The sequence below is a fragment of the Amycolatopsis orientalis DSM 40040 = KCTC 9412 genome, from assembly GCF_000478275.1.
Classification (GTDB): domain Bacteria; phylum Actinomycetota; class Actinomycetes; order Mycobacteriales; family Pseudonocardiaceae; genus Amycolatopsis; species Amycolatopsis orientalis.
The window spans coordinates 428629-450126 of record NZ_ASJB01000083.1; the positions used below are offsets into that span (position 1 = coordinate 428629).

General features: G+C 69.5%; 21 protein-coding genes. 8 read left to right on the forward strand and 13 right to left on the reverse strand.

Annotated features, from left to right (window positions below; all coding sequences use genetic code 11):
* Positions 1-13 precede the first annotated feature (13 nt).
* Positions 14-958, forward strand: coding sequence for an o-succinylbenzoate synthase (locus L324_RS33215; RefSeq protein WP_037318076.1), 945 nt, complete (start codon positions 14-16; stop codon positions 956-958).
* A gap of 59 nt (positions 959-1017) precedes the next feature.
* On the opposite strand, the gene L324_RS33220 is transcribed toward L324_RS33215, so the two are convergent.
* From L324_RS33220 to L324_RS33230, 3 genes are all read right to left on the reverse strand, one after another.
* Positions 1018-1926, reverse strand: a complete 909-nt coding sequence (locus L324_RS33220) for a M23 family metallopeptidase (RefSeq protein WP_051174229.1) — start codon at positions 1924-1926, stop codon at positions 1018-1020.
* Between the two features lie 158 nt (positions 1927-2084).
* Complete coding sequence (locus tag L324_RS33225; protein WP_037318080.1) at positions 2085-2744, reverse strand: SCO2207 family protein; 660 nt, start codon at positions 2742-2744, stop codon at positions 2085-2087.
* A gap of 77 nt (positions 2745-2821) precedes the next feature.
* Positions 2822-3616: a transporter substrate-binding domain-containing protein gene (locus tag L324_RS33230; RefSeq protein WP_037318082.1), complete on the reverse strand. Its 795-nt coding sequence runs from the start codon at positions 3614-3616 to the stop codon at positions 2822-2824.
* A gap of 119 nt (positions 3617-3735) precedes the next feature.
* On the opposite strand from L324_RS33230, the gene L324_RS33235 reads away from it, so the two are divergent.
* Entirely contained in the window at positions 3736-3960 is a 225-nt protein-coding gene (locus L324_RS33235; RefSeq protein WP_037318084.1) for a PspC domain-containing protein, read from the forward strand.
* A gap of 259 nt (positions 3961-4219) precedes the next feature.
* On the opposite strand, the gene groL is transcribed toward L324_RS33235, so the two are convergent.
* The 5 genes from groL to L324_RS33260 form a co-directional block, all read right to left on the reverse strand.
* A complete protein-coding gene (gene groL, locus L324_RS33240; RefSeq protein ID WP_037318086.1) occupies positions 4220-5848 on the reverse strand; it encodes a chaperonin GroEL in 1629 nt (542 codons plus the stop codon).
* A gap of 246 nt (positions 5849-6094) precedes the next feature.
* Positions 6095-7528, reverse strand: coding sequence for a serine/threonine-protein kinase (locus tag L324_RS33245; protein ID WP_037318088.1), 1434 nt, complete (start codon positions 7526-7528; stop codon positions 6095-6097).
* 67 nt (positions 7529-7595) lie between these two features.
* Positions 7596-7802 carry a cold-shock protein gene (locus L324_RS33250; protein ID WP_005164266.1) on the reverse strand — a complete coding sequence of 69 codons (207 nt, stop codon included), beginning with the start codon at positions 7800-7802 and terminating at the stop codon, positions 7596-7598.
* Between the two features lie 114 nt (positions 7803-7916).
* Positions 7917-8540 (reverse strand): AIM24 family protein, encoded by a 624-nt coding sequence (locus L324_RS33255; RefSeq protein WP_037318090.1) that lies wholly within the window; start codon positions 8538-8540, stop codon positions 7917-7919.
* 3 nt (positions 8541-8543) lie between these two features.
* Positions 8544-9221, reverse strand: coding sequence for a TIGR00266 family protein (locus tag L324_RS33260; protein WP_007033418.1), 678 nt, complete (start codon positions 9219-9221; stop codon positions 8544-8546).
* A gap of 73 nt (positions 9222-9294) precedes the next feature.
* On the opposite strand from L324_RS33260, the gene moeA reads away from it, so the two are divergent.
* On the forward strand, positions 9295-10488 hold the full coding sequence (gene moeA, locus L324_RS33265) for a molybdopterin molybdotransferase MoeA (RefSeq protein WP_037318093.1): 1194 nt from the start codon (positions 9295-9297) through the stop codon (positions 10486-10488).
* Positions 10489-10511: 23 nt separating this feature from the next.
* On the opposite strand, the gene L324_RS33270 is transcribed toward moeA, so the two are convergent.
* Both L324_RS33270 and L324_RS33275 read right to left on the reverse strand, forming a co-directional pair.
* Positions 10512-11756: an MFS transporter gene (locus tag L324_RS33270; protein ID WP_037318095.1), complete on the reverse strand. Its 1245-nt coding sequence runs from the start codon at positions 11754-11756 to the stop codon at positions 10512-10514.
* Positions 11753-12316 (reverse strand): ArsR/SmtB family transcription factor, encoded by a 564-nt coding sequence (locus L324_RS33275; protein ID WP_037318097.1) that lies wholly within the window; start codon positions 12314-12316, stop codon positions 11753-11755. The genes L324_RS33270 and L324_RS33275 overlap by 4 nt, the downstream gene beginning before the upstream one ends.
* 81 nt (positions 12317-12397) lie before the next feature.
* On the opposite strand from L324_RS33275, the gene L324_RS33280 reads away from it, so the two are divergent.
* The 4 genes from L324_RS33280 to L324_RS33295 all read left to right on the forward strand — a co-directional run bounded on the left by L324_RS33280 (position 12398) and on the right by L324_RS33295 (position 17296).
* Positions 12398-12688 carry a GlsB/YeaQ/YmgE family stress response membrane protein gene (locus L324_RS33280; protein WP_037318864.1) on the forward strand — a complete coding sequence of 97 codons (291 nt, stop codon included), beginning with the start codon at positions 12398-12400 and terminating at the stop codon, positions 12686-12688.
* A 479-nt stretch (positions 12689-13167) separates the two neighbouring features.
* Positions 13168-13896 carry a phosphatidylserine decarboxylase gene (locus L324_RS33285; RefSeq protein WP_037318099.1) on the forward strand — a complete coding sequence of 243 codons (729 nt, stop codon included), beginning with the start codon at positions 13168-13170 and terminating at the stop codon, positions 13894-13896.
* 3 nt (positions 13897-13899) lie between these two features.
* Positions 13900-14871, forward strand: a complete 972-nt coding sequence (gene pssA / locus L324_RS33290) for a CDP-diacylglycerol--serine O-phosphatidyltransferase (RefSeq protein ID WP_037318101.1) — start codon at positions 13900-13902, stop codon at positions 14869-14871.
* Between the two features lie 145 nt (positions 14872-15016).
* Entirely contained in the window at positions 15017-17296 is a 2280-nt protein-coding gene (locus L324_RS33295; protein ID WP_037318103.1) for an AAA family ATPase, read from the forward strand.
* A gap of 57 nt (positions 17297-17353) precedes the next feature.
* Here the strand turns inward: L324_RS33295 and L324_RS33300 are convergent, their stop codons facing one another.
* Positions 17354-18001, reverse strand: coding sequence for a LytR C-terminal domain-containing protein (locus tag L324_RS33300; protein WP_152547072.1), 648 nt, complete (start codon positions 17999-18001; stop codon positions 17354-17356).
* A complete protein-coding gene (locus tag L324_RS33305) occupies positions 17998-18309 on the reverse strand; it encodes a DUF3263 domain-containing protein (protein ID WP_005160574.1) in 312 nt (103 codons plus the stop codon). The genes L324_RS33300 and L324_RS33305 overlap by 4 nt, the downstream gene beginning before the upstream one ends.
* Before the next feature lie 158 nt (positions 18310-18467).
* Between L324_RS33305 and L324_RS33310 the strand changes: the two genes are divergently transcribed.
* Positions 18468-19040: a peptide deformylase gene (locus L324_RS33310; protein WP_037318105.1), complete on the forward strand. Its 573-nt coding sequence runs from the start codon at positions 18468-18470 to the stop codon at positions 19038-19040.
* A 165-nt stretch (positions 19041-19205) separates the two neighbouring features.
* Here the strand turns inward: L324_RS33310 and L324_RS33315 are convergent, their stop codons facing one another.
* Positions 19206-21380, reverse strand: coding sequence for a glycoside hydrolase family 15 protein (locus L324_RS33315; protein ID WP_037318106.1), 2175 nt, complete (start codon positions 21378-21380; stop codon positions 19206-19208).
* Between the last annotated feature and the right edge of the window lie 118 nt (positions 21381-21498).

Genomic DNA, 21498 nt, shown 5'->3' on the forward strand with positions numbered 1-21498 from the left:
ATGATCGGCGTCGATGGACGTCTACGCGATCCCCCTGCGCACCCGCTTCCGCGGGATCACGGTCCGTGAAGGACTGCTGATCCACGGTGCGGCCGGCTGGGGCGAGTTCTGCCCGTTCTCCGACTACTCGGACGCCGAAAGCGCGCCGTGGCTGGCGTCCGCGCTGGAGGCGAGCGAATACGGGTGGCCGTCGCCGGTGCGGGACAGCGTCGAGGTGAACGCGACCGTCCCGGTGGTGTCGGCCAAGACGGCGTACGACCTCGTGTCGGCCTCGGGCTGTCGCACGGCGAAGGTGAAGGTCGCCGACCCGCGGGTGAGCCTCGCCGAGGACTGCGCCCGGGTGGAGGCGGTGCGAGCCGCGCTGGGCCCGTCAGGCGCGATTCGCGTCGACGCGAACACGGCCTGGGACGTGGACACCGCGATCAAGGCCATCCGCGAGCTGAACCGCGCGGCGGGCGGCCTGGAATACGTCGAGCAGCCGTGCCCGTCGATCGAGGAACTGGCCGCCGTCCGGCGCCGGGTCGGCGTGCGGATCGCCGCCGACGAATCCATCCGCCGGGCCGAAGACCCGCTCAAGGTGGCCGTGGCGGGGGCGGCCGACGTGGCGGTGCTGAAGGTCGCGCCGCTGGGCGGGGTCCGGCGCGCGCTGGAGGTCGCCGAGGCCTGCGGTCTGCCGTGCGTGGTGTCCTCCGCCGTCGAGACGAGTGTCGGCCTCGCCGCCGGGCTGGCCCTCGCGGGCGCACTGCCCACTTTGGACTTCGCCTGCGGGCTGGGCACGATGTCGTTGCTGACCGGGGATGTCTGCGGCAGTTCACTGTCCCCTGTGGACGGTCGACTGCCGGTGCCGCTCCAGGCGCCGGAACCGGATCTGTTCGGCGTGCACGCCGCCGCCCCGGAGGTCCGCGCGGCCTGGCTGGACCGCTTCACCCGGGTCCGCGCCCACCTCCAGACGCCATGAAAGGTCCTTTCCTTGCAAATTTCGCAAGGAAAGGACCTTTCATGGCGTTCTCCGCAAGATCAGCCGCAGTGCTCCAGCGGGGATTCGTAGCTGACGGAACCCGCCGAGCCGCCCCACCTGACGCATTTGGCACCGGCGGCCGCGCTCACCGGACCGGCGTAGTACTCGAAGCTGCCGGAGTCGGTCTTCCTGGCCGAACCCTCCACTTCGAGGAAGGCCGAAACCGCGCTGCCGCTGCCGACGGAGGTCGCCTTGATGGTGGTGACACAGTTGTTCTTGGTCGTGCCGTTGTACAGCAGGTACGTGGTCGCGGCGCTGCCGAGCGCCTGCGAGTCGATCACCGAGTAGCCGTCGCCGCACACCTCGACGGCGTCATACGGGTTGGGGTTCCCGCTGCCGCTGCAGGTGTTCTTCGAGGTCACGTTGGCGTTGGGGTAGCCGAACTTCACCCCGTTGAAGTACGCGGGCTTGATGTTGTCCGGCCACGACGCGTCGTTGGTGCGGACTTCGTAGTGCAGGTGGGGGCTGATGTTGTTGCCGGGCTTGGAGGTGTTGCCGACCTCGCCGATCTTCTGCCCCTGCGCGACCTGCGCGCCGACCGCGACCGAGCGCACCTTCAGATGCGCGTAGTAGGTCGACCACCCCCCACCGTGGTCGATCTTGACCAGGTTGCCGAAGCCGTTCGCAGAACCCTGGTGCGCCGAGGTGACCACCTTGCCCGCGGCCGCGGCGACGACGGGGTCGCCAAGGTCCGCGTCCGCGGAACCACCGCGGTTGAAGTCGATTTCGTAGGCCCGGTGCGCACTGCTGTTGTCGTTGTCGCCGTTCCACACCTGGTTGCAGGGGAACGGAAGCTGGAAGTTGGGACGCGGACCGACGGCGGCTTCGGCCGACGTCGCGGTGATCGCCAGCCCGGCCATGCCCAGCAGCGCGGTGGCGGCCGCGGTGACCACTCGTCTGAATCTCATCGGATGTCCTTTCTCGGCGTTTCGTGAGAAGCGTCCCGAAAGGGCGTACAAGTGAGATACAAACGACCACGAGCCCTCCCGGCCGAGGGGTGCCAGGAGGACTCGTGTCGCCGCCGCACCGGATCCGTCCGCGTCTTCCCCGTTCCGGTGCGGGTGTTTCAGCCGACCCGCTCGATGGTGGCCCGGCGGATCAGGAACTTCCCCGGTTCACGGACCTGTTCGAAGGCCGCGTTGTTCAGCAGCGCGCAACTCCCGGAAACGCCGGTGACCTCGACCGTCGTGGACTTCGCGTTGTCCAGGTTCGTCACCTTCAGTTTGGTGCCCGCCGGGAACTCGCTGCTGGACGCGGCGGGCGCGCCGCCCTCGCCGGACAGCGTCACCGTGGAGCCCGGGCAGACGACCTCACCGCCCCCTGTATCCACGGCCATCTCGTCCTCCCCCGCCATGGCGTCGTCCATCCCGGCGGCCTGCTCGGCGGCCTCCTCGGCCTCGTCGGCGGCCTGGTTCTGTTCCTGTTTCCCACCGTCGGCCCGCACGTTCTCGGTACAGCCCGCGGTCTGACGGCGCTGCTGGATGAGGTCGACGACGGCCTGCCGGTTCGCGATCCGCGCGCCGGAGAGCGCGTCCGGGTTCGACTGCTGTCCGGCGATGAAGTTCAGGTTGTTCCGGAGGGCGGTGTCGAGTCCCTGACAGTTTTCCGCGGCCTGCCCGTCCGGGGTGCTCACCGCGAACATCGTCGCGGCGATGGCGGCCACCCCGAGTACGGACGCGAGGCCGACCGTCGCGCGCTTGCGGTGTTTCCCGGCGCTCTTCATCATCCGTGTTCCTCCGGTCTGGTTCCTCCTCACCCACATCTGGAGATACGGTCGGATAACGAAAGTGGTTCAAACCGATTTCAGCCGAGCCACGGCTTGGCGATCCGCGCGTACGTGCCGTCGTTCAGCACCAGGCGCAGCCATTGGTCGGCCCACTCCTTGAACACGATGTCGCGCGGCAGAAGGTACGCCTTCTCCGAGAAGGTGAACGGCTCGTCGGGATGCACCGCGCACAGTCGCGGATTCTGCTTTGCCTGCCAACGGGTTTCGGTCGCGTCGGTGATCATCAGGTCGGCGCGGCCCGCCATGATCTCGGCGAAGATCGTGTTGTTGTCCGGATGCCGCACGATGGTCGCCCGCTTGAGATTGGCGTCGGCGAACTGTTCGTTGGTACCGCCCGGATTCACGATCGCCCGGACGCCCGGCTGGTCGATCTGTTCCAGCGTCTGGAACCGTTTTTCGTTCTCGCACAAGGTGATCGGCGTCTTGCCGTCACGCAGATAGGGATCGGTGTAAAAACCCTTCTTGGCGCGGTCCAAGGTCACCGAAACCCCGCCCATCGCGAGATCGCATTTCCGCCCGACGTCGTCGGCGATCGCCTTCCAGGTGGTCTGAACCAGTCGCAGGCGGACGCCGAGCCGCCGGGCGAGATCGCCCGCGAGGTCGATGTCGATCCCGCTCCACGCGCCGGCCGCGTCGCGGTAGGTGAACGGGCGATAGTCGCCCGTGGAGCACACGCGGATCTCGCCGCGGGACTGAACGACGTCGAGTCTGCTCTGCGCGCCGTACCCCTCGGGCGCGGCACTGGCCGAGCCGATTCCCAGCACGGTCAGCACCGCGACCCCGAACGTGAGCACCTTCGCCTTGATCGTCATCACCGCATTTTCCACACTCCGGGGCAGCCGCGCACCCATCCCTGAGGGGTCGGATTCCAGGGTCGGCTCGGGGCCGTTCCCCGATGTGCGGAGGGGCGGTCCCGGGCGAATATCGAGTCATGACGAACAGCGTGTACACCCCTCAGTCCACCAAGAAGCTCTTCCGCAGCCGGACCGACAAGATGCTCGCGGGCGTCGCCGGCGGCTGGGCCGCCTACCTCGGCGTCGACGCCGCGATCCTGCGCATCGCCCTCGTGGCGAGCGTCTTCTTCACCGCCGGGTTCGCGATCCCGGTCTACGTCGCCGCGTGGGTCCTGACCCCGGAGCAACCGGGCGAGTCCTGAACGGAGACGGACGCCGCGCGCAGGGGACGCGGCGTCCGCACGGATCGCGTTTAGCGGGCTAAACGCGATCCAGGGGGTGAGGGGTAGGGGGTGGCGTAAGGCCCGGACATGGGGATGTCCGGGCCTTTCGCCGTACGCGGGGAGCAAGGGACCTTTGCTATCGCGCCGCCAGCGCTTGGATCCGCGCCGGTCACGGCATGAGAAAAGCCCGGACGCGCGAGGCGCGTCCGGGCTTTCCGGTGGTACTACAGGCTCGAACTCAGAAGTCCATGCCGCCCATGCCACCGGACGGGTCGGCGGGAGCGGCCGAGGCCTTCTCCGGCTTGTCCGCCACGACGGCTTCGGTGGTCAGGAACAGCGCCGCGATGGAAGCGGCGTTCTGCAGCGCGGAGCGGGTGACCTTCGTGGGGTCCGGCACGCCGGCGGCGAGCAGGTCCTCGTAGACACCGGTGGCGGCGTTGAGGCCGTGACCCTGCGGGAGGGACTTGACCTTCTCCGCCACGACGCCGCCTTCGAGGCCGGCGTTGATCGCGATCTGCTTGAGCGGCGCCTCGACGGCGACCTTGACGATGTTGGCACCAGTGGCCTCGTCGCCCTCGAGCTTCAGACCGGCGAAGGCGGCCTCGGCGGCCTGGATGAGAGCGACGCCACCACCGGCGACGATGCCCTCTTCGACGGCGGCCTTGGCGTTGCGCACCGCGTCCTCGATGCGGTGCTTGCGCTCCTTCAGCTCGACCTCGGTGGCGGCACCGGCCTTGATGACGGCCACGCCGCCGGCCAGCTTCGCCAGCCGCTCCTGGAGCTTCTCGCGGTCGTAGTCCGAGTCCGAGTTGTCGATCTCGGCGCGGATCTGGTTGACGCGACCCTGGATCTGGTCGGCGTCGCCCGCACCCTCGACGATGGTGGTCTCGTCCTTGGTGATGACGGCCTTGCGCGCCTTGCCCAGCAGGGAAAGGTCCGCGTTCTCCAGCTTGAGGCCGACGTCCTCGGAGATGACCTGGCCACCGGTCAGGATCGCGATGTCCTGCAGGATCGCCTTGCGGCGGTCACCGAAGCCCGGGGCCTTGACGGCGACGGACTTGAAGGTGCCACGCATCTTGTTGACGATCAGGGTGGCCAGAGCCTCGCCCTCGACGTCCTCGGCGATGATCAGCAGCGGCTTGCCGGACTGGATGACCTTCTCCAGCAGCGGCAGCACGTCCTTGACGGTGGAGATCTTGGAACCGAAGAGGAGGATGTACGGGTCCTCGAGTTCGGCTTCCTGACGCTCCGGGTCGGTCACGAAGTAACCGGAGATGTAGCCCTTGTCGAAGCGCATACCCTCGGTGAGCTCGAGCTCGAGCCCGAAGGTGTTGCTCTCCTCGACGGTGACGACGCCTTCCTTGCCGACCTTGTCCAGCGCCTCGGCGATCAGCTCGCCGATGGTGCGGTCAGCGGCCGAGATCGAGGCGGTGGCAGCGATCTGCTCCTTGGTCTCGATCTGGACGGCCATCTTGTGCAGCTGCTCGGTGATGGCCTCGACGGCCGCCTCGATGCCACGCTTCAGGCTGATGGGGTCGGCCCCGGCGGCGACGTTGCGCAGACCCTCGCGGACGAGAGCCTGGGCGAGCACGGTGGCGGTGGTGGTGCCGTCACCCGCGACGTCGTCGGTCTTCTTGGCAACTTCCTTGACGAGCTCGGCCCCGATCTTCTCCCACGGGTCCTCGAGCTCGATCTCCTTGGCGATGGAGACACCGTCGTTGGTGATCGTCGGCGCGCCCCACTTCTTTTCGAGCACGACGTTCCGGCCCCGCGGGCCGAGGGTCACCTTGACGGCTTCGGCGAGGGTGTTCAAGCCGCGCTCTAGACCGCGGCGGGCGTCCTCGTCGAACGCGATCAGTTTGGCCATTTCGGTGTGGTCCTCCGGTATTGGGCGCCGCCGCACGCCTACTCAGCGCGGCGGCAGGACACGTCCTCGGCCAGGCTCGGTGCCCGCGACGGACGACCCACCCCGTGAAGGGTGCGGCCTCACCGTCCCGACCTTCAGGCGAGCGATCGGTGACCGCTCACCTGGCACTCGACGGCGTCGAGTGCCAATGCCGTGTTTAGCACTCTCCGGGGGAGAGTGCAAGAACCGCAGGTCAGCGTGGTGGTGTCAGCTGCTCGGCTTGATGGAGATCGACGTCGGCGGAGCCTTCAACGACGACTGCGGGGACTGCGACTGCGAGCCGCCGGGGCCGACCGGGATGTTCGGCGCGGTGGTCTGCGGACCGTTGCCGGACCCCGAGTCACTGAAGACGAAGATCGCGGCGACGATCGCGCCGGCGACCACGAGGACGCCGACGATGATCCAGATCCACTTGGCGCCGCCGCTCTTCTTCTTGGGCTGGAAACCGCCCTGCTGCTGCGGCGGCGGGCCGTAACCCGGGGGCGGACCCTGCTGGAAGCCACCCTGCTGCTGGAACCCGCCCTGGTGCTGCGGCGGGCCGTAGCCGGGCGGCGGACCCTGCTGGAACCCGCCCTGCTGCGGGTAACCACCCTGCTGGGGCGGCGGGCCGTAGCCGGGCGGCGGACCCTGTGGCCCCGGTCCCTGCTGGCTGTAGCCCGGCTGCTGTCCTCCGTACGGGTGCACGGGGCCCCCCTCTCCCTGTGGCGGCGTGTTCTGCCGTGCCTGGTGCGGTACCGCCTGCTGGACGGTCGCGGCCGCCGCCTGTCCGGGCGGACCCGGAGGCTCGTTCGAGCTCGCGAGCGGACCCAGGGCGCGCCTGGCGGCCGCGATCATCTCAACACAGTTCGGATAGCGATCGGCGGGATTCTTCGCCATTCCCTTCCGGATGACCTCGTCGATCGCGGCCGGCAGGCCGACGATCCGGGAGATGGCCGGGGGTTCGCCGTTCAGATGGCCCTTGATGACCGTCTGCACGTCGCCCTTGAAGGGCGGGCTGCCGGTCAGGCAGGCGTAGAGGACGCAGGTGAGCGCGTACTGGTCCGTGCGGCCGTCGAGCGGCTCGCCGCGCAGGTGCTCGGGAGCGGCGTAGGTCGGCGAGCCGAGGAAGTCGCCGCCGCGGGTCCGGTGGCCGGTGGCGCCGCGGCGGGTCAGGCCGAAGTCGGCGACATAGACGTGCTCGCGCGAGGTCTCCTTGCTGGTGACCAGGACGTTCGCCGGTTTGACATCGAGATGCACGAGACCCCGGTTGTGCAGGGTGTCGAGCGCGTCGGCGACCTGGTCGAGCATGGTCAGCGAGCGCACGGGCGCGATCGGGCCGCCGGAGATCAGCCCGGCGAGGTCCCCGCCGTCGACCATCCGCATGGCGATGTAGAGCATGCCTTCGAGCTCGCCGAAGTCGTACAAGGGCACGACGTTGGCATGGTCGATCGCGGACGTGTTCCGCGCTTCGTCGACGAAGCGTTCGCGGAACTCGGCGTCGGCCCCGAGGTGATCACCGATGACCTTCAGTGCCACCTTGCGTCCGAGCCGCACGTCCGTGGCCTTGTAGGTCACGCTCATGCCGCCCTTGCCGAGCACCCCGTCGATGCGGTAGTTGCCCAGCCGGCGACCGGTCAGGTCCCCCGACTCATCGCCTGTCACGCAGCGCAGCCTAACGCGCCAGTTCCGGAGGCCGCCGGGGGTTCGCCCGAACCAAGGTCTCCTCCGATCAGGAGACCTTGCGCACGTCCGCCGCTTGACTCCGCCCGTCACGCCCGGACTGGACTTCGAATTCCACGCGATCACCCTCGTCGAGCGTCCGGAATCCATCGGCCTGAATGGCCGAGTAGTGGACGAAGACGTCGGGCCCTTCGGTGGATTCGATGAATCCGTAGCCCTTTTCCGAGTTGAACCACTTGACGGTGCCGACTGCCACGGCGCCCTCCCTCAGCACGGGACCCGCCGGCCTTCTCTGCCCCGGACGGCGGTTTCGAGTGCAGTTCACGCTACCCGAATTACCGGCTTCGGCAATGCTCAATTCGTCCCAAGGTCACCCGCGAGAAAGCCGCCTATTGCGCGCTTGCACAAGGACGCGTCCTGGTCCTGCGAAGTCCAGCGCGAGCCCTTCGCCGGTGCGGACCGACTGCGGGCCGGACTGGTCCACCGCGCGGAGACGGCACTGCACGGTGTCCGGATAGGCCAGCAGGAAGTCCGGCCGGACGGTGACCAGCTCGCCCGCGGTGAGTTCGAAGGCGTCGACCGGGCCCTGCGCCGCCAGCACGAGCGGGCCGCTTCCGCTGTAGTGCTCCAGGAAACCGGCGTCCGCCCCGAAGAGCTTCTGCAGCGGCGCCCAGCCCGGGTCGGCCCGGATGGTCGCCGGGCGGGCGAGGATCGCCTCGCGGCTCACGCACCAGCCCGCCCCGCCGGTGAACTCCAGCGGGTAGACGTCGCCGGCGGTCAGCGGCGCGAAGTCGATCCAGCCGCCGCCCTCCGGTGCGTTGAACACCGACGGCGCGGTCTTGTTCGCCCGGGAACCACCCCGCGCGGGAACGGTTTCGGTGATCCCGAAACTGCTCGCCAGCATGGTGTCCCCGGCGGCCTGGACGGCCTCGCCGGGGGACAGCAGCACGCGCGCGACCCCGAAGTTCGGGGTGTGCCTGGTCTGGACCCGCATGGCTCAGCGCGCGGGGACCTGGGCGATCACCCAGGCGGACAGCGCCGACGGGTTGCGGGTCTGGGTGAGCAGCTGGCCAGGCCCGGCGAAGTCGAACACGAGGCCTTCGCCGCTCTTCATCGACTGGATGACGCCGGTGGCGACCTTCCGGATCTGGTACTGCACGGTGTCGGCGAACGCGACGACGTGCCCGGTGTCGATGGTGATCACCTCGCCCTGCTGCAGGGTCACCGTCTCCAGCGCGCCGTAGCAGGCCACGACCAGCGGGCCCTGTCCGGTCGCGTGCGTCAGGAAGCCGCCCTCGCCGCCGACGAGGTTCTTGAGCCCGCCCCATTTGGTCTCGGTCTGCACGCCGTGGGACGACGCGAGCCACGAACCGCGCGTGACGCACCAGCCGGTGCGGCCGTCGAGGTTGATGATCTGCATGTCGCCGGGGAGGTTCGCGGCGACGTCGACCCAGCCGCCGTTCTGCGGGGCGGTGTAGGTGGAGATGAAGAACGACTCGCCGGAGAGGAAGGCGCGGCCGAGGCCCTTCATGATGCCGCCCTGCGCCTGGGACTGGACCTGCACGCCATAACTCGTCGCCATCATCGCGCCGGACTCGACCTGCGCCGGTTCACCCGGTGCGAGCATGAGCCTGGCCACCGCGAACGACGGCTGGTGACGGATCTGAACCTGCATGTCTGTGTCTCCCCGGTGGTCGTTGTGACGCGCAGAGTCTTGCATGCGGCCCCCGACCGGGGAGGATGGTCCGGTGATCTCCGTCGACGCCCACCGTGAGACCGTCACCGGCCTGCTCGGAAACGCCCCCGTCATCCGCCTTCCGCTCGCCTCCGCCGCCGGGCTCGTCCTGGCCGAGGACGTGCTCGCGGGGGTCTCGCTGCCACCGTTCGACAACTCCGCGATGGACGGTTACGCCGTCCGTGCCGAAGACGTCGCGGAAGCGCCGGTGACGCTGCCGGTCGCCGACGACATCCCCGCGGGCCGCGTCGACATCGGGAGGCTGGAGCCGGGGACGGCGCACCGGATCATGACCGGCGCCCCGCTGCCGCCCGGCGCCGACGCGGTGGTGATGGTGGAGCACACGGACGCCGGTGTGACGGACGTCCGGATTTTCAGGACAGCCGTCCCGGGCGCGCATATCCGCCGTCTCGGCGAGGACGTCGTCGAGGGCACGGTGGCGCTTTCGGCCGGAACCGTGCTGGGACCGGCGCACCTGGGGCTCGCCGCGGCCGTCGGGCTCGCCGAGGTTCCCGTGCGGCGGCCGCTGAAGGTGCTCGTCGTGTCGACGGGGACCGAACTCGTCGACGCGCCGAATCCCTTGCGGCACGGGCAGATCTACGAGTCGAACAGCATCATGCTGGCGTCCGCGATCCGGGCGCTCGGCTGCGAGGCCGAAGTCGTGCGCAGTGTCGTCGACGACGTCGACGAGTTCCGCGCGGCGATCGAGCCCCGGCTGGCGGACGTGGATCTGCTGGTGACGTCGGGCGGGGTCAGCGCGGGCGCGTACGAAGTGGTGAAGGACGCGCTGACCGGGCAGGGCGTGGAATTCCGGAAGGTCGCGATGCAGCCGGGCGGGCCGCAGGGCTGCGGGCGGTGGAACGGCGTGCCGGTGGTGACGCTGCCGGGCAATCCGGTGAGCGTGCTCGTCTCCTTCGAAGCGTTCCTGCGGCCGGCGTTGCTCGCGGCGATGGGGCATTCCGGGGTCGACCGGCAGAAGGTGCGGGCCCGGCTGACCGAGTCGATGACGTCCCCCGCCGGACGGCGTCAGTTCCGGCGGGGCTTCTACACACATTCCGAAGGCGAGGTCACCGGGGTAGTCGGACCGCGCGGCGGGCCGGGATCGCATCTGCTGGCGTCGTTCACGCAGGCGAACTGCCTGATCGTGCTGCCGGAGGACGTCGACTCGGCGGCGAAAGGCGACGAAGTCGACGTCCTCCTGCTCTGACGCCCCAGGTCGCCTTTAGCGGGCTAAACGCGACCCGCCGGGAAGTCGCGGCACCGGCCGATCGGCGTGAACAGCAGGGCGAAGACGGCGACGACCTCCAGCCCGGCCATCAGGCCCAGCGTCTGCCGCACCCCGGCGGTCTCGCCGAGGATCCCGCCGAGCAGTCCGCCCAGCGCGATCGCGCCGAGGCTGAGCACGGACATGCTCGCGGTGACCCTGCCGAACATCGCCGCCGGGACGTACCGCTGTTTGAACGTGGCGTTGAGGACGTTCGAGCCGACGACCCCGGCGCTGAGCGAGAACCCGGCGACGACGAAGAACGCGAGTCCCCAGCCGCCTTGGGCGAGTGGTCCCAGCAACATCATCAGCGCTCCGGAGCCCTCACAGAGGATGAAGGCACGCGCGGTGCCGACCCGCGCGGCGAATTTGCCCGACAGCGCGGCGCCGAAGATCCCGCCCGCGCCGGTGAGGGCGAGCACGAGTCCCGCGGTCCCCGCCCCGACGCCGAGATCGCGGACGAGGAACACGACCTCGATCGCCTGGTAGCCCATGAGCGCGACGTTCGAGATCGCGCCGAAGACCGCCAGAACCCGCAGGTAAGGGTCGTGGACGACGAAATCGAGGCCATCGCGGATCTCGTCCCGCAGCCGTGAACGCGTCTTCGCCGGGCGTTCGGGCTCGCGGTGGCGGATGGATCGCAGGCACAGCACGGAGATCCCGAAGCTGACGGCGTCGGCGAGCACCCCGCTGACCGCCCCGAAACCCTGCGCCAGCAGACCGGCCAGCCCGGGTCCGCCGATCTGCGCGGCGGATTCACTGCCCTGCAGCTTCTCGTTGGCTTCCTGAAGTTGTTCCTTGTCGACCAGCGAAGGCAGGTACGCGCGGTACGCGACGTTGAAGAACACCTTCGCGACGCCGCCCGCCAAGGCGACGACGATCAGCTGGGTCATCGTGAGCAGCCCGAACCAAGCGGCGACCGGGACGCTCAGGAACACGAGCATGGAGAGGGTGTTGCAGATCAGCATGACCGGGCGTTTCGGCCGTCTGTCGACCCAGGCGCCGGCGGGCAGGCCGATCAGCAGCCACGGCAGCCAGGCGACCGCGGTCAGCAGGCCGACCGCGAAGGTGCTCGCCTGCAAGGTGACCACGGCGACGAGCGGGAGCGCGACGACGGCGATGGAACTGCCGAGGACGCTGGTCGTCTCGCCGGTCCACAGCAGGCGGAAGTCCCGGGAGCGCAGCAAGCCGCCGCGTTCGCGGGTGGTCACGGGCGGGCCGGGACGGCGCGGGTGGAGATGAAGACGGGGCGGCGCTCCTGGCCGTCGTCGGGGAGCGCGCGGTCGCTGTAGGACTTGATCAGCTCGTGGACCTTCTGCTCGAGTTCGGCCAGCTCGGCGACCGACATCTTCGCCCAGCTGTCGGTGGCGAAAGCCGCCCGATGCCACTCTTCGGGATAGCTGTCGCGTTCGGCGAACCATTGCCGCGCCATCGAAACCTGGCGTTCGAGCGCGAGGGACTCGGCGGCGGCCGCGACCGGGTCGTCCGGGAAGTCCGACGGAGACCAGGAAACCGCGTACCCGACCTTCCGCCACCAGCGCTCGCGCCGGTCGCGGGCGAGTTCGGGCGCTTCCTCCACCAGCTCGCTGGCCGCCAGCACCTTGAGATGGTGACTGACGTTCCCGACCGCCTGCCCGGTCCGCTCGGCGAGCACGGACGCGGTACACGGGCCGTCGACGCGGAGGACGTCGAGCAGGCGGCGCCGCAGCGGATGGGACATCGCGGCGAGCACCTTCGAATCGTGGACTTCACGGACTTCACGGTCGGCCATAACGCACAACAGTAGTTGCACAAGAACTCTTGCACAAGTATCCTTGTGCGCTACTCCATCCGGGTCGGTAACCTCGGAGGCATGGGTTTCTTCTCGTGGATCGTGTTCGGCGCCATCGCCGGCTGGCTGGCCAACGTCGTGGTGGGTGGCCCGGACCGCCGGGGCGGTTGCCTGTTCAGCATCCTGATCGGCGTACTCGGCGCGGCCCTCGGCGGTTTCGTCTACCGGCTCGCGACGGGTACCGAGCGGAGTTTCGAGTTCGACTTCCCCAGTTTCGGCGTCGCCATCCTGGGCTCGATCGTGCTGCTCGCCCTGCTGCGGCTGGTACGGGGCTCCGGACGGCGCGATCCGCGCCCGCCCTATCAGCGGTGACCGATGGAGTAACCGTTGGTAACGGTTTTCTCGCGACCGGTGATCACCGGCGCCCAGCGAACTAAAGTGGGACTTTCGCTCAGTTCCAGCGCCCGCGTCCGGGTGCATGTGCCGTCGGGGGGCATATGCACCCGGACGCCCGCGCCTCGGCGATGATCGAGGCGGCGCGGACGGGGTCGACGAGTGGTGGCATCGGCGCCGCCGAAATGTCCCTCTTCCAGGCTCGGAACAACTCGGCGAGTCGCTCGCCTGCGGGGTCCGGGCTGGCGGGCATTCGCGGGTCCTCAAGGTCGGCGATCGGCAGCAATTACCTAGAGTTATCGCGTATTTCGACCATCTGTTACCGGGATGTGGCCCCTCCCACCCAGCCCGGGGAAACCCTTCCGGGGGAGGCCACGGACCGGTCCCGGACAGGGCGGTAGCGTGGTGGCTCTTCCAAGACCCCACACCTCCGACACGAACTGCGGTGAACCCGACCAATGAGCGGCAACCGGCCGGAAGCCACTGGAAACCCACTCACGCACGCCGTGAAGCTGGCCCGCGAGACCGTTCCGCCGATGCACCCGGCCGGCAGGCCGTTCGTGTTCGGCGGTCTCGCCGCGACGCTGGTGCTGCGGAGGTTCTCCAAGCGCCTTGGCGTCGTCGGCGCGCTCGCGACGGCCGCCACGGCCGCGTTCTTCCGTGAGCCGAAGCGCGTCCCGCCCGCCCAGCAGGGCCTCGCGGTGGCGTCGGCGGACGGTCTGGTTTCGCTGATCGAAGAGGCCGTGCCGCCGCCCGAGCTGGGGCTGCCCGCCGAACCGCGGATGCGGGTGAGCGTGTTCCTGTCGGTGTTCGACGTGCACGTCCAGCGGATCCCGGCGTCCGGGGTGATCGAGCGGGTCGCCTACCGGCCGGGGAAGTTCCTGTCCGCGGACCTGGACAAGGCGAGCGACGACAACGAGCGCAACTCCGTGCTCATGCGCACCGAAGACGGCCACGAGCTCGTCGTGGTGCAGATCGCGGGGCTGGTGGCCCGGCGCATCCTCTGTGAGATCCGCGAGGGTGACAAGGTCGGCGTCGGTTCGACGTACGGCATCATCCGCTTCGGCTCGCGAGTCGACCTGTACCTGCCGCCGGGCAGCAAGGTCCTCGTCTCGAAGGGCCAGCGCACGATCGGCGGCGAGACCCCGATCGCCGAGCTGCCCACGGCGCCGCACCCGGAAGGCTGATCCATGGTCCGCGTGACCACTCCCGGCGTCCGGCTGCTGCCGAACGCCATCACGGTGCTCGCTCTGTGCGCCGGTCTGTCGTCGGTGCAGTTCGCGCTGATCGACAACTATCCGATGGCGATCGCCTCGGTCGGGATCGCCGCGGTACTCGACAGCCTGGACGGCCGGATCGCGCGGCTGCTGGACGCGACGTCGAAAATGGGGCAGGAGCTCGACTCGCTGTCCGACGGCATCTCGTTCGGTGTCGCGCCCGCGCTGGTGCTGTACGTCTGGCACGCCGAGGGCGAGCGGATCGGCTGGGTCGCGTCGCTGATCTTCGCCGTCTGCATGATCCTGCGGCTGGCGCGGTTCAACACGCTGATCGAGGACACCGAGCAGCCGCCGTACGCGGGTGAGTTCTTCGTCGGTGTGCCCGCGCCCGCCGGTGGTCTGCTGGCGATGCTGCCGCTGATCCTGGAGCTGCAGTTCGGGAAGGGCTGGTGGTCGCACCAGTACATGGTGTGGGTGTGGACGATCGCCGTGGCCGCGCTGCTGATCAGCCGGATCCCGACGCTTTCGCTGAAGACGGTGAAGGCGCCGCCGAAGGCCATCGCGCCGCTGCTGGTCGGGGTGGGCCTGCTGGCCGCCGCGATCATCCAGTTCCCGCTGGTGGCGCTGGCGATCGCGCTGATCCTGTACCTGGCGCACATCCCGTACTCGGTGTACCGGTACCGCTGGCTCGCCAAGCATCCGGAAGCGTGGATGGCCCGGCCGAGGGAACGGCGGGCGATCCGGCGGAGCACGAGCCGTCGCCGTCTCGGCCTGCGCCCGCCCCTGCGGCGGGTGGTGGCCGGTGCCGCCCAGCGTGTCCGGCTGCAGCGGGGCGAACAGCACGTCGCGCGCGCCCCGCGCACCCTCAGCACCGAGAAGGACCGGGAAAACGGCCGCGGTCCGCGGCGCCGCTCTTGGCGGCGGATCGGCCTGCGGAAACGCTGATCGCGCGCCACTCCCAGCCCCCCGCCCGTCCCTGGGGGACGGCCCCGCGCCCAGCGTATCGGTGCTCTCCGACCGGAACTGGGAAACCGGGGCTCCGAGGTGAGAGTTGTCCACAATGGGTGAGGCCTGTGGATAGGGTGGCGGGGTGAGCGCACCCCAGATCACGCTGACCGTCCGGCACACCCCGTCCGCCCTGGATTCCCGCCGCGGCGTCGTCCGGCTGCATCCCGAAGTCCTCGACGCGCTCGGCCTGATGGCCTGGGACGCCGTCCGCGTCACCGGGGCGCGGGTCAGCTCGGCGCTGGCCGCCCCGGCGGACGCCGGGGGCCTTCCCGGCGTGATCCTCCTCGACGACGTCACGATGTCGAACCTCGGCGTGACCGAGGGGTCGGAGGTGGTCGTCGCGCCTGCCGAGGTGTCGGCCGCGAAAACGGTCACCGTGGCGGGCTCGCGGATCGCCAGCGTGTCGCTCTCCCCGCACACCCTGCGGCTCGCCCTGATCGGCAAGGTGCTGACCGTCGGCGACGCGGTTTCCCTGCTCCCGCAGGATCTCGCGCCCGCGCCGGGCTCCGACGTCTCCGCGGTCCGCGGCCAGCTTTCCCGCGCCATCGGCATGACGTGGACGAACGAGCTGCTCACCGTCACCGCGACCGAGCCGTCGGGCCCGGTCGCCGTCGGACCGTCCACTGTGGTCAGCTGGCGTGACGGCGCCCGCACCGGTGAGGCCGAGCCCGCCGCGGCACCGGCCCGTGCCGGGACGACGCTGGTGCGCAGCACGCCTGCCACCCCGCACGAGGATTTCATCGACGCCGAGATCGTCGAAGACGAGCAGATCGACGAAGAGGCCGAGGAGTCCGTGCCTCCCTTGTCCGATCTCGCCGGCTCCGAATCGGCCGCGCGCAAGCTCGCCGAGTGGTTCGACCTGGCGTTCCACCGCCCCGAACTGCTGGCCAAACTGGGGACGTCGGCGCATCTCGGGGTTCTGCTGTCCGGTCCGGAAGGCGTCGGCAAGGCGACCCTGGTCCGCGCCGTGGCGCAGGCCGAAAAGGTCCGCGTGGTGTCGCTCGCGGCGCCGAACATCGCCGTCCTCGAACCGAATGTCGCCGCCGCGCGGCTGCGTTCGGCGATCGAGCAGGCCACCCGCGACGAAGAGCCCACCGTCCTGCTGATCACCGACATCGACGCGCTGCTGCCCGCGTCCCAGCCGCCGCCGCTCGCCACGGTCGTCCTTGACGAACTGCGCAAAGCCTTGCGCAACAAGGGTTTTGCCGTCATCGCCAGTACGGGACGGGCCGAGTCCACCGATCCGCGGCTGCGCGCCGCCGATCTGCTCGACCGCGAACTCGGCCTCCCGCTGCCGGACGCCAAGACCCGCACGGAACTCCTGCGTGTCCTGTTGCGCGACGCCCCGCTGGAGTCCGGGGTCGACGTCGGCCCGATCGCCGAGCGCACCCCCGGTTTCGTGGCCGCCGACCTCATCGCGCTCCGCCGTGACGCCGCCCTCCGGGCCGCGCTGCGGCAGCGTGACGCGGACGAACCCCGGATCTCCCAGCAGGATCTGCTCGACGCGCTGACCACCGTCCGCCCGATCTCGATGTCCACTTCGGACACTCTCGCCACCGGCGGGCTCACCCTCGACGACGTCGGCAACATGACCGCCGTCAAGCAGTCGCTCACCGAAGCGGTGCTGTGGCCGCTGCGCTACCCGGACTCGTTCGCGCGCCTCGGCGTCGACCCGCCGCGCGGCGTGCTCCTGTACGGGCCGCCCGGCGGCGGCAAGACGTTCCTGGTCCGCGCGCTCGCCGGCACCGGCGCGCTGAACGTCTTCGCGGTCAAGGGCGCCGAACTGATGGACAAATGGGTCGGCGAGTCCGAGCGCGCGGTGCGGGAACTCTTCCGCCGCGCCGCCGAGGCCGCGCCGTCGCTGATCTTCCTCGACGAGATCGACGCGCTCGCCCCGCGCCGCGGCCAGTCCTCGGACTCCGGCGTGTCGGACCGCGTCGTCGCCGCCCTGCTGACCGAATTGGACGGTGTCGAGCCGATGCGCGAGGTCGTCGTCCTCGGCGCGACGAACCGGCCGGAACTGGTCGACCCCGCCCTCCTGCGACCGGGACGGCTGGAGCGCCGCGTCTACGTCCCGCCGCCGGACGCGCACGCGCGTGAGGCGATCCTGGCCGCCAGCGCCAAGAACACGCCACTGGCGTCCGATGTGGACCTCGCGGCGTATGCGGCCACTTTGGACGGTTACTCGGCGGCGGACTGCGCGGCACTGATCCGGGAGGCCGCGCTGACCGCGATGCGGGAGTCCCTGGAGGCCAAGGAGGTCACCGCCGGGCATCTGGCGAAGGCGGCCGAGGCTGTGCGTCCCTCGCTCGACCCGGCCCAGCTCGCGGCCTTGGAGGCCTACGCGCAAGCCCAGGCGTAAGTACGTGAAGGCCCCCTTCACCGCGCCTGACGCGGTGAAGGGGGCCTTCGCGTACTGCTAGGAGCCGGTTTTGTCGTTGACCTTGTAGTCCTTGGTGACGATGACGATCACACCGGGGGCCGCGTTCTGGATCTCCGCGAACCTCGGCAGGGCTTGGAAACCGAATTCCAGTGCCAACGCCTTCGCGGCCGCTTCCTCGTCGGTGCCCGGCCGGTAGTAGGCCGCCGTCGAGGGAAGCTTGCCCTGGTAGCCGTGGACGTCGGTGACGTTCCAGCCGGAGGCGCGGAAGTCCTTCGCGGCCTGCTCGCCCAGCCCCTGGATCGTGCTGTTGTTGTAGACGCGCACGGTCACCCACTTGTGGGAGGCCTGCTGGTCACCGCCGGGCTGACCCGGCCCTGGCTGCCCAGGCCCCGGCTGACCGGTCTGTCCCGGCTGTCCCGGCGGCGCCGAACTCGCGGGCGGGCTCGACGGCGGTGCCGACGAGGCGGGCGGCGTGCTGGCCGGCGGCGAACCCGGCGCGGGGGACGACGGCGAGACGCCGCCGTCCGAGGTCGTCGGCGTGGTCCCCGGCGGGGTGGCGGTGTCCGAATCGCCGCCCCCGGTGGCCAGGGTGATCCCGCCGATCACGGCGGCGATCACGGCGACACCGACCAAGGCCAGTCCGGCGGCCTTCATCGGCCGGGACAGGCCCGAAAACAGACTCATGAGAGATCGATCCCCAGTCGCCGGGCCGCGCGGTTGCGCTGCCGGGCCGCTCGCGTCTTTCGCAGGCGCTTCACCAGCATCGGATCGGCCTGCATGGCTTCGGTCTTCTCGAGCAGCCGGTTCAGCAATTGGTAGTAGCGAGTCGACGACATCGAGAAGCGTTCGCGGATGGCCTGTTCCTTCGCGCCGGCGTACTTCCACCACTGACGTTCGAAAGCGAGCATGTCGAGCTCGCGCTCGCTGAGGCCGTTCACGGTCTCCGACGGGGACGGCTGGTCGGGCTCGGCCATCGACTCCGCGGCGTCCATCCGACTCCTCGCAATCAGGTCAGTGCTCGGCGGGCGTGAAACCACAGGCTTGTCATTCCGCGGCGCCATTAGACCACGGATCCAGCGCCCGGCCTCGGTATCGGCGTCGGCGCGTCATGGGTAAGGGTGTACCAGAAGGGTCCGACTAAACTGCGCGGGTGACCGTCCATCCCATCGTGATCGCCGGCGAGCCCGTGCTGCACAACCCGACTCGGGAGATCACCGAGTTCGACGACAAGCTGCGCACCCTCATCGACGACATGTTCGAGACCATGTACGCCGCCGAAGGGGTCGGCCTCGCGGCCAACCAGATCGGCCTCGACCTGCGGGTGTTCGTCTACGACTGCCCCGACGACGAGGGCACGCGCCACAAGGGCGTCGTGGTGAACCCGAAGCTCGAGACGTCGGAGATCCCGGAGACGATGCCGGATCCGGACGACGACTGGGAGGGGTGTCTCTCCGCCCCCGGCGAGTCGTACCCGACCGGCCGCGCGTCGTGGGCGAAGGTGACCGGCTTCGACGGCGACGGTAATCCGATCGAGGTGGAGGGCACCGGCTACTTCGCGCGCTGCCTGCAGCACGAGACCGATCACCTGGACGGCTTCATCTACCTCGACCGGCTGGTCGGTCGCCACGCGCGGGCGGCGAAGAAGATGCTCAAGTCGAACAAGTGGGGTGTGCCGGGCAACTCGTGGCTTCCCGAGGCGGGCTCCGAACCGGCCGACGACTGACCGACGCCTCACCCGGGGCGCCTGACTTCGCAATTAGTCGACTAATTGCGCGGTCGTCACCCGGGGCTGAAGGGCGCTTTCCCCGCATGCGATGCGGGGAAAGCGCCCTTCGCTGCGTGAGATGAGAGGAAGGGGCCCTTCAGCCCCGGGTGAGACCGGCGGGGGTCAGCAGCCCAGGAAGTGGCAGCGCACGACGCGCGGCTGCTCGATCACCTTCCCGGCCTGCACCGCCCATGCGAGCCGGAGGTACTGGGCGTGCGTCCAGGCCAGCGGCGTCGCGGAAGCCGTCGGAGTACCGGCGGGGAAGCCCGTCTGCCCCGAAGGCGCGTTCTCGTCCCACACCTGTTCCGGCATGGTGTCCCCCGAACTGCTGACACGACCGAGGTCGCGAAGGCGCTTCGCAGCCGTACCCCGATCACCCGCCGCGAGGTCGTATTCGCCGCGTTCACCCGCGAGCAACGGCCACAGTCGCCCGAACGTGGTTCGGCTTTCGGCCGGGAACGTGTAGTCCCACGGCGAACCGTCGGCCTTCTCGCCGTAGCCGTCCTTCGTGTAGCGGTGCCAGAACTGACCCGTCGGCGTGGTGTACGCGATGTCGGCGTCGGTGACCTTGATGCTGTTCCGGATCACCGGGTCGTCGGCCCGGTAGATGCCCAGCCTCACCAGTTCGAGGAAACCGGCGTCGGTCACGGCACGCTGGTCCATGGTCACACTGGAATTGCCCAGGTTGTACTTCGTGCCGTTGTCCGCGTTGCCGTCCTTGGTCAGCCGGACGAAGTACGGATCCTTCGACAGCGGACCGTTCGTGGTCACCGTCCACCGGGCGAGCTTCGCCTTGAACGCGTCGGCGGTGTCGAGGTAGCGCTTCGCGTCGGCGGCGGCGCCGTTGGCCTTGGCGAGGTCGGCCGCGCAGACCAGTCCGGCGATCACCGCGGCGATCGTCGAAGGCGAGTAACCGTCCTGCTCTTCCCAGCGCTCCTGCTGGCTGTACGGCGACGCGTGCCCGTTGTCCGCCTTGTAGGACAACAGGAATTCCGCCGCCTTGCGCACACCTCGCCACGTCTTCGCGTCGGTGCGGCCGAGTTGCTGGGCGAGCACGATCGGCAGCGCGGTCTCGTCGAGCTGGATGGACGTCCAGTACGGCGTACCGTCGACGTGGCTGTTCTGCGGCAGATGGCCGTCCGGCAGCTGCTGCGTGCCGAACAGGTAGTCGACCGAGCGGTTCGCGGCGTCCCGGTCGCCGGCGGCGAGCAGGCCGGTCGCGATCTGGTAGAGGTCGCGCGGCCAGACCAGGTGATACGTGCCCGACGGCGACCACTCCGGGTCATTGTTGCCGAACCGCCACGGCATGCTCGGCGACGCGATGAACGCCCCCTGGTGGAGCTTGTCCTCGCTCGCCGCGAGCATGAGCACGGACGCCTTGTAGAGATCGCGTTCCTGTTTCGTCTTCAGCGACGACGGCACGTCCTTCACCCGGCGGAGGTACTGCTTCCAGCCGGCGTCGTACGCACGGGCGGCATCGGCGAATCCGCGCCGCTGTGAGGCTTTCGCGGTACCGAGAGCGTCTTCGCCCTTCGCGCCCATACCGAGCGAAAGGGTGAAACGCCGCGAACGGACACCGTCGGCGGACGTCTGCCCGGTGAGCAGCACGTTGCCCTTGGCCGCGGCGGCGTAATCCTTGAGCGTGAAGGACTTCGTCAGCTGGGTGATGCCGTCGGAGGAACCCGCGTAGCCCACGGAAGCGCGTGAGAACGCCGGTTCCGCGGTCAGCGCGGCCGCCGTCTTCGCGTCGGACGCGACCGCGTTCACCCCGTCGGTACGCGCGGAGTCGTCGGATCCCTCGTTGGTGAGATCGGGGTCCGCGACCGCGTACACCTGGTACGGACGGCCGGTCAGCGAGACGAAGTCGACGTCGATCAGCACGCTCGCGCGCGCCGGGTCGGTGACGTAGGTCTTGCGGAGCTTCCAGCGGCGCTGGTCGTCGGTGATGGTCTGCTCATACGTCAGGCCGTCGGCGCCGGTACGCCGCACCTGCTGCGCCTTGGCCGACGAATCGACGGTGGCGAAGCTCTTCCCGTCGGTGACGACGAGGTCGAGCGCGCGGACGCTCGGCGTGGACAGGTCCGGGTAGTAGACCTCCGACATCCGGCCACCCTGCAGGGTGAACCAGACGTTGCTCGCCCGATCGCGGGCGGTGCCGAAGCCGGTCTTGTTCGCCGGGAGCCAGCTCGGATGGGCACCGGGCGCGCCGGGCGCCTCACCGCCCTGTGCCGCCGCCACCGCCGGGACCAGCCCGGCGATCAGCACGCCTGCCAGCGCCGGGAGCATGAGTTTTCGCATATCAACCCCAGACTTCTGTAACGGTGCAGAACCTCCGGGATTCTGTCGTGAATCCCGTGCGAGCACATGCTCCAAACCGGTGAACCGATAACGCTGTCGACTTGTCGATCACGCATGC